This is a genomic window from Syntrophothermus lipocalidus DSM 12680 (genome assembly GCF_000092405.1).
Classification (GTDB): Bacteria; Bacillota; Syntrophomonadia; order Syntrophomonadales; family Syntrophothermaceae; genus Syntrophothermus; species Syntrophothermus lipocalidus.
In genome coordinates this window covers 1,391,059-1,406,621 of the sequence record NC_014220.1, presented here as the reverse complement: position 1 = coordinate 1,406,621, position 15,563 = coordinate 1,391,059, and the positions used below count along the sequence as shown (strand labels likewise).

10 protein-coding genes and 1 CRISPR repeat array (1 of these 11 running past the window's edge) are annotated in these 15,563 nt (G+C 49.0%); all 10 genes read left to right on the top strand.

Features of this window, described 5'->3' with window-relative positions; genetic code table 11:
• Positions 1-19 precede the first annotated feature (19 nt).
• The 10 genes from SLIP_RS06680 to cas6 all read left to right on the top strand — a co-directional run bounded on the left by SLIP_RS06680 (position 20) and on the right by cas6 (position 10,699).
• Positions 20-1,666, top strand: coding sequence for a Sec20 domain-containing protein (locus SLIP_RS06680; RefSeq protein ID WP_041432824.1), 1,647 nt, complete (start codon positions 20-22; stop codon positions 1,664-1,666).
• Positions 1,667-2,006: 340 nt separating this feature from the next.
• Entirely contained in the window at positions 2,007-3,725 is a 1,719-nt protein-coding gene (gene cas8a1 / locus SLIP_RS06675) for a type I-B CRISPR-associated protein Cas8b1/Cst1 (protein ID WP_148216536.1), read from the top strand.
• 15 nt (positions 3,726-3,740) lie between these two features.
• Positions 3,741-4,832, top strand: coding sequence for a type I-B CRISPR-associated protein Cas7/Cst2/DevR (gene cas7i / locus SLIP_RS06670; protein ID WP_013175513.1), 1,092 nt, complete (start codon positions 3,741-3,743; stop codon positions 4,830-4,832).
• 17 nt (positions 4,833-4,849) lie between these two features.
• A complete protein-coding gene (cas5b, locus tag SLIP_RS06665; protein ID WP_049765026.1) occupies positions 4,850-5,557 on the top strand; it encodes a type I-B CRISPR-associated protein Cas5b in 708 nt (235 codons plus the stop codon).
• A 33-nt stretch (positions 5,558-5,590) separates the two neighbouring features.
• The gene (locus SLIP_RS06660) at positions 5,591-7,873 is read left to right on the top strand and encodes a CRISPR-associated helicase/endonuclease Cas3 (protein WP_013175511.1); all 2,283 of its coding nucleotides are present in this window, start codon (positions 5,591-5,593) and stop codon (positions 7,871-7,873) included.
• Positions 7,854-8,393, top strand: coding sequence for a CRISPR-associated protein Cas4 (gene cas4 / locus SLIP_RS06655; protein WP_013175510.1), 540 nt, complete (start codon positions 7,854-7,856; stop codon positions 8,391-8,393). Before SLIP_RS06660 ends, cas4 begins: the two co-directional genes overlap by 20 nt.
• Before the next feature lie 28 nt (positions 8,394-8,421).
• A complete protein-coding gene (gene cas1b / locus SLIP_RS06650; protein ID WP_013175509.1) occupies positions 8,422-9,432 on the top strand; it encodes a type I-B CRISPR-associated endonuclease Cas1b in 1,011 nt (336 codons plus the stop codon).
• A 5-nt stretch (positions 9,433-9,437) separates the two neighbouring features.
• Complete coding sequence (gene cas2 / locus SLIP_RS06645) at positions 9,438-9,704, top strand: CRISPR-associated endonuclease Cas2 (protein ID WP_013175508.1); 267 nt, start codon at positions 9,438-9,440, stop codon at positions 9,702-9,704.
• A 24-nt stretch (positions 9,705-9,728) separates the two neighbouring features.
• Positions 9,729-9,926 (top strand): hypothetical protein, encoded by a 198-nt coding sequence (locus tag SLIP_RS06640; RefSeq protein WP_013175507.1) that lies wholly within the window; start codon positions 9,729-9,731, stop codon positions 9,924-9,926.
• Positions 9,923-10,699, top strand: a complete 777-nt coding sequence (gene cas6 / locus SLIP_RS06635) for a CRISPR-associated endoribonuclease Cas6 (protein WP_013175506.1) — start codon at positions 9,923-9,925, stop codon at positions 10,697-10,699. The genes SLIP_RS06640 and cas6 overlap by 4 nt, the downstream gene beginning before the upstream one ends.
• A 213-nt stretch (positions 10,700-10,912) precedes the next feature.
• Positions 10,913-15,563: direct repeats of the CRISPR family, unit length 30 nt; unit sequence GATCCAATCGAACCATAGTGGGATTGAAAC (it continues 5,476 nt past the right edge of the window).

Below are 15,563 nucleotides of genomic sequence, written 5' to 3'. Positions count from 1 at the left end.
CAATGAAGGAAAGCACGATATGGACTTGTTCTACGAGTGCTTGCAAGACGGTAAGTGGGCTTGCTCAAAAGATGACCCGAGCCTGGTGAGATACATCGCCCAAAACTATCGATTCAGGCTATCTGATACCGATTTGGACGACAATCAAAGAATACTGCTCGCTTACAACGAATACAAATACTTTCACGCTTCTGCCAGGATAGCCATCTACGGCGAGGGAGACGGCAAGGAGATAGTGCACAATTACTTGCGGCGTTTTGAAAGCGGGTGTGATTCGCATATTCTGATTAAGAAAGATAATAAAGATAATAAAGAAAATATTGAATATTTACTCCACGTCAATTCCATCAACCTCAAAGTCTACAATACCGGCGTGGCTATTCTACTGTTTCAGGCGGAGTATTACGGTGATAAGATGGTCAATAACGAGGTGAAACGAACCCCGAACTTTGACGACGTCCTGGCCATAAACCAATACGGGAGGAGAGTATGTCCACCGTTTATTTCTTTAGAGGCAGGTGATAGTTGCCCTGAGCTCGCCGACCGGTTAACCCTGGTTATAGACGGGAAAGAAATCTGTGAGGATTTTAAGGTTGTTGTGAGTAACCCCGAACAGCACCTCAATTACATATCAAAAATTGTTATGGAAACACTGGGGGGGAATTTTTCCTTCCAAAAGCAGAGGAACTCGTCTAAGGCTTTGCGAAAGAGGACTTTCTTTGGAAGGTTTTGCCATGCACGGAAACGAGGAGAAGGAGAAAAGACGATCTACATAGAGCCTATAATAGATGACCGTATGTTTGTGATTTCGGTGGTAAGGGATAACCAGCTCGCTGAAACGATGAGAGAGTGGCTTGCTTCGGAGAACAGGTACTTTTACGAAGACGACGTTTTCGCCGAAAACAGCCTGAAGCTGTACCAATTTATGTTCGTTGACACGAAAAGCCCGAGTTGCGCCGACAGAATCATGAGACGTGACTTAATCAAACGGCATTGTTACTCGAGGTGGGTGGAAGAAGGCACCTTGTACGGGATAACCCACCAGGGTTTTGTTTGCATCACGAAACAAGACGACGATTTCAGCAAGAATGTGATAACTGCTCACATGCTTACCCTCTACACCCAAATGCTCATGTTAGTGCTGGCTCAGCGAGTTTTCTTCGTTCAGTTTAATAATGAAACTTCGAATATTTCGCACAATTTACTAGAAACAACCGGAGAAGACTTTAACGTTTTCAAGTATAACGTGGATGACTTGATCAGCTTACAGGAAAGATACAATTCTTTTAAAGCACGGATTATGAACTTCGAAGTAACGGCTCAGGAACAGGGAATCGAGATGTACAAGATGATGCAACAGGCGCTCTACATTAGTGAGGAAGCTGCGGAACTGGACGCCCAGCTCAATCTTGTCCAGAACACGGTGAACACCATCATGGAGCGAAGACGAGAGATACAGATGGCAGTGCTTACTGCTCTTGGCACCTTAGCAGCTGCTGTAGGCATAGACCAGATATTGCTGGTCTTAGCGTTTTCAGTTTTTATGCTAGCTGTTACTTGGTTGAGTTTCAGAGGCAAGCAAAAATTGCTTATTTTCATCGTATTGGTTGTCATAGTGGGACTGGCAACTGCTGTAAAATTTGGTCTCCTTGGCTTTTACGGATAGCAAATATTTTGCTGTTTTGGCGAAGCCCGTGGGTGTATTCAATTGATGGGTTGAGACCGGGGTTTGAGTGTTAGAGAGGACATGCGGAACGCTATTACAGTTGGCAAGGTGTCCAATGTCAAGAACACCCGGCCAGATAACAGGTGCGGCGAAACTAGCATAGTGCAAAAAGGTGTACTGAGCATTCGAAGGGAATGAAAACAACGGCTACTTCTGAAAAGTAAGGCCCTGGTTCAGAAGTAGCGTAGAACTTCACGGACGAGAATCTTTAATTCGAGAGGTGCAGTCCGAGTACATGCCGAAAGGGGTTGAACAGGGAAAGGGAGGTGAAGTTGAATTTATGCCACATGTACACTGGACAGGAAACCCTTTTGTAGATGCCGGGTTAGCGGCGTTGGCAGCAGCGGCGAGGGTCAGCACGCTGGAAGAGTTGGGGGCCGAGCATATCGAGCAAGCCGTAAAGGAGTTGGAGCGAGTCTTGCTCAGCGACCAGGCACTGGGGATTGGTGTGGATAAGGCGTTTTCCGGTCCTAAGAAAGCGCTGCGGCAGGTGTTTCCGAACAGCGAGCTCGACAACCCCTCGAACTGGAAGGGTCGAACACCGAAGGAAAAGGAAGATAACGCGCGACGCAAATTCCAGGATGCTTTACGATCAGAGCTGAACAAAGCGAAGCAGTGCCTGGAGCTTGAGGAGGCAGGTGAGACTTGCTTTGCTTGCGGTGAGCGGCGCCCGAAGATCGCCATGGAAACGCGGCGCAAAGACAAGATGCCGTTGTTCGAGGGAATAGTCAACTTTTACCCGGGCTTCTCACATGGGGTTCGCGTATGCGGTTTGTGCTCTCTGGCTGTGCGGTTTCTGCCGTTGTCAACTATGCTGGCAGGCAACCAAAACCGGCTCTGGTTTTTACACTCTCAGCACCTAGGCTTAGCGGCTACCGTTGCCCGCAGGTATGGGTGGGAGCATTTTGACCGACTCATAACAGGCAATAAAGCCCTGGATTTCTATGGTTCGTGGGAGACGGCTGGCGAAGCAGGAACAGTGGTTTATCTTTTCTGCGAACTGCTGAACAGTTTCCCGGATCAGTTACGCGCGATATACCGAAGCGGATTACCCTCGACCGCCTATGTTTTTTCCAACGACAACCGCGGGGGCTTTGTCCAGGCTATTCATGTTCCTAACGAACTCCTCGCCTTTCTTGCTAAGCTCCAGATTGAGTCAAAGAATGCTTTTAAGGACTTCTGGGAGGGGCTGCTGAAGGTACGCGGAGATTTGAGGGAGGATGAAAGGAAAACCCGTGCAGGGTTCGTACGGAGCATTTCTAACCGCATGATTGCGGGCGAGAATATTGTCGGGATGTGCTTGACCAGCGATCCGCCTAATTTGCAGGGAGGCTGGTTGGGACACCGGCTGTATCTACAAGAGGTGAGAGGAATGGCACCCGAAAAACTGGCAATCCTAGAACGGCTGGGTATCAGTATTGCTGCTAGTGAGGACGCGAAGAAACTTGTAACGGAACTGGTGACGGCGCAGTATCATCAACTGTACGGCTTACTACTGGGTTACGTTAGAAAAGGCTGGTTGAGTCACCAGGAATTCTATTTCTTGCTTCCGCCGAATGCCCATAAGGTTGCGGGCGAGATTCGCGACGTCCTCCTGGCAGTGGTCTACGAGTGGCAGCACTGCCAGCAGGAAGGAAAGGAGTTCCCCAGAAGTACTTTCGATAAGGCGGAAGCTAGTCCTGACGAAACGTTGCGCCGCATCCAAGAAATCGGGCGCCGCTTGACGAATAACCTGCCGAACCTGCAGCGTTGGACCAAAGAGCTTACGAGTGCACGTTATGCCGAGCGGATTCGAGGTGTATACCTCAACGCTGTTCGGCATGGCGCTGTCGGTTTCGAAGACTATGTATTTTTGGCTCCGCTTCAGGACCAACGGGCTATGTGGCTTTTGCGGGATTATCTTTTGGCGTTTCTTTTTGATGTAGGTCGGGTGGAACTGCCCGAAGATGAATATCCGGAATTCGGTGCCGATGAGGTAAGGGAAATCGAAACTTTTTAACGGAGGTGGGGAGCGATGTCTTATCCCATAGTTACTGGTACGGTATTGGTGGAAGCAAACGGGGCCGCTTTGAACAATGGAGGGCAAGAACCAGGTGCCCGCGTGGACAACGCCATCGTGGTGAAACAGATCCGCGTAGGGAGGCTGCGTTATCCTTACGTGTCTGGCCAGGCCTGGAGGAGATGGTGGCGCGAGGTCCTTTATGAAGACTTCGGGTGGCAGCGAAGCCCTATCACCACGATCAAAAAGCCTCAGCAAGCTTTTACGGCCGGAGACCCTATTACTTTCGAAGAGGACGATATATTCGGCTATATGGTTGCCAGGAAACGAGCCCAAAAGGGGAAAAAAGGAACAGAGCCAGAGGAGAACGGCGAAGCTGCCAGCCAGGCAGGGACTTATCGCCGGATATCTCCGCTTAAGAACAGCCTGCTCGTTTCTGTACTCGCCAACGTGATCGACAGGGATTTTGGCCATTTTACCCGGAATCTCCCAGTAGACGCGGACCCCTTGCTTTTCGAGGCTGAGCACTACACCACTTACCTGAACGGCGTATTCACCGTATCTTTGAGCGATGTGGGGCGTTTCGAAGTAGGGGAGATGCGCGACCTGCCGGAGGAAGCTGTCAAGAACAAACAAGACTTGACCAATGAAGGGGAACGGGGCTATGTCCTGTCCCAAGAGAAACGTATAAAACGGGTAAAAGATGTCATCGACGCCTTGTCCCGGTTGCGGGGTGGAGCTCGCCTTGCCCGAAATCTGTCCGACGTTACGCCGGTTGCGGTACTGATTGGTTTTTTGGACGGCGGGAATGCTCCCTTCCAGAGACTGTTCGAAGCAGATGCCAACAACGAACGGGTGGTGCTTAACCTGAGTAGACTTCGGTCAGTATTGAGCGACTACAGAGAAAGGCTGCTGAAACCGGAGGAAGGCAAAGCTGTATACCTGGGCTACTACCCCTCGGTGCTGGCTAACGAGGCTGAAGTGGCCCAGGCTTTAGAAACCGATGAGGTCTTGAAGGCTACGGTAGCGCTGGTCAAAACCCCTAAAGACGCCTTAGATAAGGCGGCGGCTGCAGTTAATCAAGTGTTTACGAAACACAGCCTGTGAGTCCGGGGTGTGGAAAGATGGATGCAGTTCGAGTGGTTTTAAGGGCCTACACTGCTTCGTTTCGGGTGCCTGGCTTTTACGGATACCAGCTGACGCTTCCAGTGCCGCCGCTGGCTACGGTCTACGGGATAATTGCGGCCGCCGTGGGAAGATGGGTCTCTCCTTCTGATGTTGAGTGGCTGGCCTATGCCTGCGATTACCAGTCCAAGGGGAAGGATCTTGAGGCTATCTACCAGTTCGAGCGAAAAGACGAGAAATCTGTGCCTGTTCTCAAACCTTACCCCAAAAGCCGAACCGTAATTGAAAGAGAGTTTTTATTCATGCCTTCGTTGACGTTGTACTTGCCACCCGAGTGGGAAGCTGCGTTTCTAAGACCTCGTTATCCTCTTTTATTGGGACGGAGCCAGGACGTAGCGACAGTAGAATCATTGAAGCTTGTCAAGCTCGAGTTTCCGGACGAAGGACAGGTAAAAGGGGTTATACTCCCGATTGAACTGGTATCGGACCAAGGCAACCGCGTAAAGGCATGGCTACAAAACCTCCCCTTAGCTTTGACAGGTGAGCCATACCGCAGGCTGTTGGGCATGAGAATTTTTGGCATAGTGGACGCCCAGGGAGGTTCCTCCTTAATCAGGACCCGTAACTGGCTGATCAGAGATTCGAATGATGGTCGGGTCGTGCCTATCTATCGCCGGGAGTGGGTTGCCTGGTACAGCATCCATTAAAAACAATTCTTGCGATGTGGAAGGTAAGAACACATGTGTGCAAACGAGCCTTTTGCCAAGTCTGGTGAAACCAGCACGAGCCTCAGCCTGCACTCGCGCCAAGTTGCCGACTATGTCAGATCTGTGGCCAGGGCTTATAAGTGCCACTGGCAACAGCTGCTAGGCGAGAAGAACGCAGAGCAACTAGCTCGTGCGTTGGTTATTGCCGCGCTTGCCCATGACTTGGGCAAGGCTGCCTGCGGGTTTCAAAGAAGCCTTCAAGAAAGGAACTTTCGCTGGGAATTTCGACATGAAGTGCTGTCAGCGGCTCTTCTATCATGCGGAAACCTTGACGACTCGACAAAAATGCTGGCCTTAGCTGCGGTTCTCACCCATCACCGGGACCTGAACGATTCAGGCTTGCTCAACGATGCGTGCCTCGTAGCCTTACCTGAACCGGATATTTTGGAAATGGTTCTCAGGAAATTCTCGGAAAAAGCTCGGGAATTAACAACTTGGTGGGGATGGTTAGAGAATTTTTGCGGAAAGGAGCCTGAGCTTCAGCACATAGTTTTCCCCGAAAAGCCGGAGGAACTTGTGGCTCCCGATATGTGGGTAGAGCGTTTGAAGGATGAAATCGAAGGTATTGAGATGTTTGCGGATACAAGAGCGAATGAGTTGCTTTTGGCCAGGGGCTGGCTTATGGCTGCCGATCATGCTGTGAGCGCGGGTGTAGGCAATTTCAATGATGTACTGCCGCGATTTCCGAAACCACCTGCTGTGCGGCCATTTCAGCAGCGCCTGGCCAGCCATACAGGACACGCTTTTTTAGAGGCTCCCACCGGGTCGGGGAAGACCCTGGCCGCAATGCTGTGGCTCGAGAATAACCGGAAACACGGAGAACGCGTTTTCTATCTTTTGCCTTACCAGGCCAGCATTGAGGCGATGGCCCAGACTTTAGAAAAAGCATTAGGGCAGGAATACGTTGGGGTTGTGCATTCGCGGGCTCTCGATTACGCGTTTCGCGAACACTTCGAAGTGAGCGGTGATTACGAAACTGCAGCCCGGTTGGCTAAAACCGAAACGGAGCTCAACCGTTTGGTACACAAGCCTCTTAAAGTCGGCACGCCTTTCCAGCTGCTGAAGTGGTTTTTCGGTATCCCGCGGTTTGAAATCGGGCTGAGTGAAATGATAGGTGGTTTGTTCGTCTTCGATGAAATCCATGCTTACGATGCCCACACCGCGGCGCTCATTGCGGAGATGGTTAGGGTGCTAAGGCAGATTGGTGGGCGCTGTTTCTTCATGAGCGCTACGTTTCCGCCTTTTCTCAAGTCCATATTAGAAGAAGCTTTGGGAGAAACGGTTCGTGAATACGGGATTACCCGGGATGAAAAGGATCCATGGACGCGCAAACTTCTCGCGCAAGCACGCCACCGCTTGCGGTGGCACGAGGAATCGCTAGACGATTTAATCCCCGATATCGTAAAAGCAGCAAAAGGTCGGAATCGGGTGCTGGTTGTAGCCAACCGCGTGGCTCAGGCCCAAGAATTGTATCGCAGTTTGAAGGGTAAGATCCAGGATGTTTACCTTCTGCATAGTCGTTTTACCCGTCGTGATCGCGTCGCTTTGGAAAGAGAGATCATAGGATCTTTGGGAGGTCTGAGTTTCACAAACGTGCGCGTCTTAGTTGCAACCCAAGTGGTAGAAGTCTCTCTGGACGTCAGTTTCGATACGATTTTTACGGAATTAGCTCCGGTAGACGATCTCTTGCAGCGCTTCGGGCGGGTCAACCGTTATGGCGAGCATCCTGGGGGAGTCGAGGTCCACGTAGCCCGTGGGTATAATGCAAACAAACTGCGGTGGGTGTATGACCTGGAACGCCTGGAGGCTACTTTGAATACCGCCCCCGCTGACGAAGCGGAACTCTCAGTAGAACTGGCCAGAGACTGGGTTCTTAGTGTTTACAAAAACGGCTGGACCGAAAAAGAACTAGACCGGTTTCGGTCAGCCCAGAGCGCTTTCCGCAACGTGCTGAAGGCTCTGCGCCCGCTTAATAATTCTCCTGAAACAGGGGAGCAGTTCTATGATATGTTCCAGGGTGTGGAAATCCTGCCCCGCGCCCTATTCGAGGAATATGACCAGTACCGGAGCCACAAGCAGTACCTCCTGGCTGCTCAGCTCCTGGTGCCGATTCCAATTGGGACGTTTTGGAAGCTGAACAAGGCGGGAAGGCTTACGCGGCTGAATGATGGTACTCTCGTGGCTGATGTTGCCTATGATCGAGGGCTAGGGTTGCTTCCTGAGGAGATTGACCTGGATGTCCAGTTTATCGCTTGAGAGCATCAACGATGAAGAATTCGAAAGGTTGCGGACAAACGGCATCAAGATCAACTATTGGGCAGTCTGCAAACGTAAGGTTTGGCTTTATAGCAAAGGTCTACGAATGGAGCCTCTCTCCGAGCGTGTTACCCTCGGTCGGCTTTTGCATGAACAAGCCTATCCTGACCTTGTTCGCCGGGAAGTGCTCTTGGATGATCTCATCAAGATTGATGTCATCGAAGCGGAGAGCAAGATACTGGAAGTGAAGTACTCTCGCAAATTCAAAGAAGCCGCGTTGCTCCAGGTGTCTTATTACTTGTATTACCTCAGACGAATGGGTGCTGGCGATCTCACAGGGGAGCTACGGTTTCCAAAAGAGAGAAAAAAAGAACAGGTGAGTCTCTCACCAGAGATAGAATCTGCGATCATGGAAGCGTTGCGCAGCATCGCAACTATTGAAGCCATGGATTCACCACCTGAGGCAGACTTTACCACGGTCTGCCGTGTTTGTGCCTACTGTGAATTGTGCTGGGGGTAACGATTATAGTAAAGGCTAGGTGAAGGCTGTGGGGCGCACTTACTACATTTTGCGTAGCGGGCGTCTGCGTCGACGGCAAAACACACTGTATCTCGAACAAGAAGCCGAGGAAGCGAAAGTCAATCGTCAAGCTATTCCTATCGAAGGTGTGGACGACATATATCTTTTCGGCGAGGTGGATCTGAATACTAAGCTTCTCAACTTCCTTGCCCAGAACGGAATAGTGGTTCACTGCTTTAATTACTATGGTTTCTACACGGGCAGTTTCTATCCGCGAGAATCAAACGTCAGCGGGCATTTGCTCGTGAAACAGGTAGAGCATTACTTGGACCTTGAAAGACGGCTCACCATCGCCCGTGAATTTGTTGCCAGCGCTCTTTTTCACATTAGGAGGAACCTAAACTACTACAAGACCAGGGGAAAACCGGTGAGTGACTGCGTAAAGGTGATTGAGGAGTGCATGGCCAGGCTCGAATCGTGCAAAAGTATCCCCGAACTGATGCGGGAAGAAGGCAGGGCACGTGAGGCTTACTACCATGCTTTCAACGAGATCGTGGATGTGGAAGAGGAATTCGAAAAGCGGGTTAGGCGGCCTCCAAACAGCATGCTTAACGCCTTGATGTCATTTGTCAACACTTTGGTTTACACGGCAACGCTTTCTCAGATATACGTGACTCAGCTTAACCCAACTATCAGCTACCTACATGAGCCTTCGCACAGACGGTTTTCTCTGGCTTTGGATGTTGCCGAGGTATTTAAACCTCTGGTTGGGGACCGGGTTTTATTTCGATTATTGAATAAGGGAGTGATCAGCGAAAAGGACTTCGTGGGAGTGGGGGACGCTCCAGCGATATATATGACAGAAGACGCGAGGAAGAGAGTTCTTCGCGAGATGGAAGAAACATGGCAAACGACCGTTTATCACCGCGTGCTCAAGCGTAAAGTGTCGTATCGCCACATGATACGGCTGGAGGCCTATAAGATAATCCGGCACCTTACGGGTATGGAGCCATACAGGTCCCTAAGAGCGTGGTGGTAGCTGAGATGTACGTGGTAATTGTTTATGATGTAGAACAGGAAAGAGTCGCCAAAGTATGCCAGTACCTGAGACGCTTTCTACACTGGGTTCAAAACAGTGTTTTCGAAGGAGAAGTGACCGAGGCCCAGCTAGAGCGTATAAAGCAAGGGCTCCACAAGCTCGTGGACGAGGAATACGATAGCATATACATCTATTGTTTGCCTCATGAGAAATACCTAAAAAAACAGGTATTGGGAATAGAAAAGGCGCCGATAGCACAGATACTGGACTAGGCAACGATGGTGGAAGCATGAGAAATGCCTCTGTACTTTCACACATTTGCGGTTGCGGGCGGTGAACGAAGGAACTATACTGTCCACTGCAGGTTTGATGGTTTGGTCTTTGGTTGCTCTGTTGAAAGTGAGGACGTGGTTCGGGACAACCGTGTAAGAGAGCTTGTCATCTTCCTGTCGTTTTTGGGGGTTGGTTTCTTAATCGGGGGGATAGTGGCATGAGGTTGCACGTAATCTTTAGTTCTGATGGTCCTATTAAGCTGCCCTGGAACTACTTGCACCTATTGCACGGATACTTGTATGCAGCCATTACCAGGACCTATCCAGACGTTGGGGTATTTTTACACGAGCAGGGTTTTGTAGTGGAGGATCACAAGTACAAGATGTTGGTTTTTTCCCGCTTGTTTCCTAAAAAGGCGGCTGGGATAGACGATGGTCTGATTCTGCAACCGCCCTTTCACTGGTGGGTATCTTCACCATTGAGCCCTGCGATGGAAGCATTGGCTGCCACTATGCTGAAGGAAGGGACAGCACTGATAGGCGGCGTGGAGTTGAGGATAAAAAAAATCGAGGCAGAGCCCGTTCCAGAATTTACAGGACGAGTATTATGCGAGATGATTTCGCCTTTGATTGCCTCCACCGGTATTGTTAGGAATAGGAAATTGCACAAGCGGTTTTTGTTGCCTTCGGAGCCTGATTTCTGGAGGGTGGTGGAGGATAACCTGAGGCGTAAAGCAGTCGCACTAGGATTATCAGTTGTGCATACGGATGAAATGAAGTTTGAGGTTATTGGAAACTGGAAATCCCGGCTTTTCGAAGCTCAAGGCACCTGGGTTCGTGGATATGAAGGAAGTTTTATCATCATGGGAGCAGAAAAACTGTTCGCACTCGCGTACGAGGCTGGCCTGGGGGAACGTAACAGCCAGGGATTTGGCATGTTCCGAGTTGTTGAGCAGAAAGGCAAGGAGGGAACGAAGCAGGGTAAGAAGTGTTAAATCGTATGTGGAGATGTGGTATAATTGCAGTCGATCGAACATGCTTTGAGGCAAACGAAGGTGAGACTTAAAGTTGCCTAACGTGAAAGTGCCGTAGACATGGTAAATTTGGCCTTTGACATGTGCAGTCGATCTCCTGGCACAAACCGGTGATCGGGGATCGACTGCAGGAACAATCGGAGCAACGCTTAAAAAATGCGGGTTTTTGGCTTGGATCCAATCGAACCATAGTGGGATTGAAACAAATGACACAGACTTTTTGACCTGAGAATTTGATTCTGATCCAATCGAACCATAGTGGGATTGAAACTTTGTTTCTTCCCACCTCCGAATTAAAGCCTGGGCAGATCCAATCGAACCATAGTGGGATTGAAACCAAGGACGCGCAACAGAGCAAGCCCGGCTCGTGTGACTTGATGGATCCAATCGAACCATAGTGGGATTGAAACCGGAGACCGGCACCGTGGACCATGGTAACGGATCTTAGATCCAATCGAACCATAGTGGGATTGAAACCTCTTTCAGTCTCCTCTCTCTGGCCTAGGTTAGGAGGATCCAATCGAACCATAGTGGGATTGAAACTTCTAATGCTGTCAAATCCGGCATAGTAGGCTGCCAGGATCCAATCGAACCATAGTGGGATTGAAACTCTGATTGGCTTAACGTGCTTTGTTCGCTTAGTTTAGATCCAATCGAACCATAGTGGGATTGAAACCCCTTTCGCATACATCGGTAATAAACCTGATAGCCAGATCCAATCGAACCATAGTGGGATTGAAACCTATCTCGAATGGACAGGAGGAGAGGAGAGGAGGGGGATCCAATCGAACCATAGTGGGATTGAAACCTCGAGCGAGTGAGCAGGAGGAGAGGAGAGGAGGGGGATCCAATCGAACCATAGTGGGATTGAAACTTTTATGATCGTCTGCATATCGAGCAAACTGTAGAAGATCCAATCGAACCATAGTGGGATTGAAACTGTCTTTTCGGCTTCCCTCTCAACCTCTGCATTTTTGATCCAATCGAACCATAGTGGGATTGAAACTGACTTGCAGTTTTAGAATATCGCTTATTCTACGGCGATCCAATCGAACCATAGTGGGATTGAAACCCAGCACAGGGAGAAACTGCTGTGGATTGTATTGGGCGATCCAATCGAACCATAGTGGGATTGAAACGGTGTTGCAGGGGAAGAACCGCAAAGAACAGGAAGCGATCCAATCGAACCATAGTGGGATTGAAACTCGTATACGACAATCTAAAAACAGCAGTTGCCCGGGATCCAATCGAACCATAGTGGGATTGAAACGAGCTTCAGTATCTTTACGAACTCAAGGTTGGCTTTTGATCCAATCGAACCATAGTGGGATTGAAACCACACCAAAAAGACCATCCAGGAGGTGTTCGAACAAGGATCCAATCGAACCATAGTGGGATTGAAACTGCTATTCGGGCCCAGGACGTTCCCCCATAGCCAGAGATCCAATCGAACCATAGTGGGATTGAAACACTCTATATAACACTCAAGGCAGTAGCCGTCTTTTTGATCCAATCGAACCATAGTGGGATTGAAACGAGCACGACAGGAGAAGCATCGCGACCCCCTTTAAGATCCAATCGAACCATAGTGGGATTGAAACTTCTGCTCTGTACGCCGAATAAGCTAGGATTGCCATGATCCAATCGAACCATAGTGGGATTGAAACTTGAGGAAAAACCAAAGGGATTTGCGGGGCTAATGGGATCCAATCGAACCATAGTGGGATTGAAACGGAGGATTATGACCAGGCCAAACAAAGATTACAGCCGATCCAATCGAACCATAGTGGGATTGAAACTGCCGGGTACACATCAAAGGGTATGTGAACGAGGTGATCCAATCGAACCATAGTGGGATTGAAACTCATCGGATATGAAGTAAAGATAAGGCCCAACAGAGATCCAATCGAACCATAGTGGGATTGAAACCTCGCAGGTCGTCATCCATGAGGACCGCGTATGAGTGATCCAATCGAACCATAGTGGGATTGAAACATATTTTCTCCGAAGTTACACAGTTGGCCGAAAGAGATCCAATCGAACCATAGTGGGATTGAAACTTCTTCGCCCATTCATAGCACCTCCCGGAACTTCTTGGATCCAATCGAACCATAGTGGGATTGAAACGAAGTCTGACTTCCACCTTTAGTCCTCCCTTTCGCAGATCCAATCGAACCATAGTGGGATTGAAACGGTTCACATTCATAATCGTGTAAGCAAAAAGCGCAGGATCCAATCGAACCATAGTGGGATTGAAACTAAGCATAGTCTCTGTAATCCGGCGGCGAAGGAATAGATCCAATCGAACCATAGTGGGATTGAAACCATTAAAAAGGTCACGGGAGCGAGCGAGGAGATGAGGATCCAATCGAACCATAGTGGGATTGAAACTGTGATTGGTTTCCCTCCTTTCCTGCTAGCAAATAAGATCCAATCGAACCATAGTGGGATTGAAACTGGGTATGCGAATGCTTCCGCCTATGCGGGTATGAGGGATCCAATCGAACCATAGTGGGATTGAAACTAACGGGCATCCCAATATAGCTCGGTTATGCTTCTTGGATCCAATCGAACCATAGTGGGATTGAAACAATCTTCGGTGATGAAAAAATGACCACGGCTCTTTTGGGATCCAATCGAACCATAGTGGGATTGAAACGCAAGACTCACCTGGCAATAGCTCTGGGTATCTCAGCAGGATCCAATCGAACCATAGTGGGATTGAAACTCGTCAATTTCGATTTCTAATTTCACTTTCCTCGACGATCCAATCGAACCATAGTGGGATTGAAACCATAAGAAGAATGAGCCCGTAGTTGCGGATATCGAGATCCAATCGAACCATAGTGGGATTGAAACTAACGTCCTAGCTCCGACTTCGTGCGTGTGCTCGTGGGATCCAATCGAACCATAGTGGGATTGAAACGCACAAGAAGGAAAGGGTGTCGTCTATTGCATCAAAGATCCAATCGAACCATAGTGGGATTGAAACAGAAAACCATCCAGAAGGTAGAATTTCCCAGCTTCAGGATCCAATCGAACCATAGTGGGATTGAAACGTGAATTCCTATTTACCTGGGCTGAGAGAGTGGGAAGATCCAATCGAACCATAGTGGGATTGAAACCGTGTATGCGTGAGGGGCTTTAAGCCCCCGGCAAGGGATCCAATCGAACCATAGTGGGATTGAAACTGAGCTACTCATCTTCACAGATGAAGAGGACGCCAGGATCCAATCGAACCATAGTGGGATTGAAACTTTTGTTATTTGGGGGAGCTTCCTCCCCTCTTTCAGGATCCAATCGAACCATAGTGGGATTGAAACCTGGTGATTACCAAAAATGGGCATTAGCCGCACGAAAGATCCAATCGAACCATAGTGGGATTGAAACCCACAATCAGGGAGTGACCGCTACTGCCGCCCTGCGATCCAATCGAACCATAGTGGGATTGAAACACGTCGCCACCATGCTGGGATAGGGAATGGACGGAGATCCAATCGAACCATAGTGGGATTGAAACTAGAAGTCGACAATCGCATCAAAAATATCTATACTCGATCCAATCGAACCATAGTGGGATTGAAACACTCGATGGAGTTTGCCTTGTTTCTCCGCTGGCAACTCCGATCCAATCGAACCATAGTGGGATTGAAACCTGTAAAGTCATTTATAGCCCACTCCTGCCACAATAGATCCAATCGAACCATAGTGGGATTGAAACGTACAAAGCAACGCCCGGAGGCACACCCGATCAAGATCCAATCGAACCATAGTGGGATTGAAACGTTAGTAGCAAGAATCATGCCAACCAGAAATTGGTAAGATCCAATCGAACCATAGTGGGATTGAAACACGCGGCGTGTTATTATGATATCAGAAGCGCGGCGCGATCCAATCGAACCATAGTGGGATTGAAACATACGGCACTGTAAGCGTCATACAGTGCCATTCTGCGATCCAATCGAACCATAGTGGGATTGAAACTCAACCAGTCCTCTGTAGTACTGGCCTATCTTCCAAGATCCAATCGAACCATAGTGGGATTGAAACAGTCGATACTGTATCTAATTTCGCGGTTCACCGCTGATCCAATCGAACCATAGTGGGATTGAAACCGCTGTGGTCAAAGAATACTGGGAAGCTCCATCTTTGGATCCAATCGAACCATAGTGGGATTGAAACGGAAGCGAGGATCACGAAAAAGACGGTAGTAAGTGTGATCCAATCGAACCATAGTGGGATTGAAACTTAACTAGTTGCGCTTTACCTTCATCAATATATCGGATCCAATCGAACCATAGTGGGATTGAAACGCATCAAAAGTCGCCTCCTCTACAGAAGTGGATACGGATCCAATCGAACCATAGTGGGATTGAAACACGGCACAATGGAAATTAATCGTGCGCGTGGTACTGCGATCCAATCGAACCATAGTGGGATTGAAACGTAATCTTGGATTTGATAGTATGTGTCTACTAGATAGATCCAATCGAACCATAGTGGGATTGAAACTAGCTGCTATTTGCACCGCTTCTCTTTTCATGTCTTCGATCCAATCGAACCATAGTGGGATTGAAACATGGCAGTGGTGGGAAAGTAAAATACTGCGGCGGAGATCCAATCGAACCATAGTGGGATTGAAACCACACCTCGCATGTATGACTGCCCCTGCCCTTCTTGGGATCCAATCGAACCATAGTGGGATTGAAACTTTGTCCAAGCAAACATAAATTGGTCTGAAATTCATCGATCCAATCGAACCATAGTGGGATTGAAACCGCCTGCTTCACCCTTCCTAAACCAGCTCAGGAAAGGATCCAATCGA

Excerpts from the sequence above, each read along its gene's own strand:
- cas8a1 (WP_148216536.1), top strand. The coding sequence starts at position 2,007 with ATGCCACATGTACACTGGACAGGAAACCCTTTTGTAGATGCCGGGTTA.
- SLIP_RS06660 (WP_013175511.1), top strand. The coding sequence starts at position 5,591 with ATGTGTGCAAACGAGCCTTTTGCCAAGTCTGGTGAAACCAGCACGAGC.
- cas5b (WP_049765026.1), top strand. The coding sequence starts at position 4,850 with ATGGATGCAGTTCGAGTGGTTTTAAGGGCCTACACTGCTTCGTTTCGG.
- SLIP_RS06640 (WP_013175507.1), top strand. The coding sequence starts at position 9,729 with ATGCCTCTGTACTTTCACACATTTGCGGTTGCGGGCGGTGAACGAAGG.
- cas4 (WP_013175510.1), top strand. The coding sequence starts at position 7,854 with ATGTCCAGTTTATCGCTTGAGAGCATCAACGATGAAGAATTCGAAAGG.
- cas6 (WP_013175506.1), top strand. The coding sequence starts at position 9,923 with ATGAGGTTGCACGTAATCTTTAGTTCTGATGGTCCTATTAAGCTGCCC.
- cas7i (WP_013175513.1), top strand. The coding sequence starts at position 3,741 with ATGTCTTATCCCATAGTTACTGGTACGGTATTGGTGGAAGCAAACGGG.
- SLIP_RS06680 (WP_041432824.1), top strand. The coding sequence starts at position 20 with ATGGACTTGTTCTACGAGTGCTTGCAAGACGGTAAGTGGGCTTGCTCA.
- cas2 (WP_013175508.1), top strand. The coding sequence starts at position 9,438 with ATGTACGTGGTAATTGTTTATGATGTAGAACAGGAAAGAGTCGCCAAA.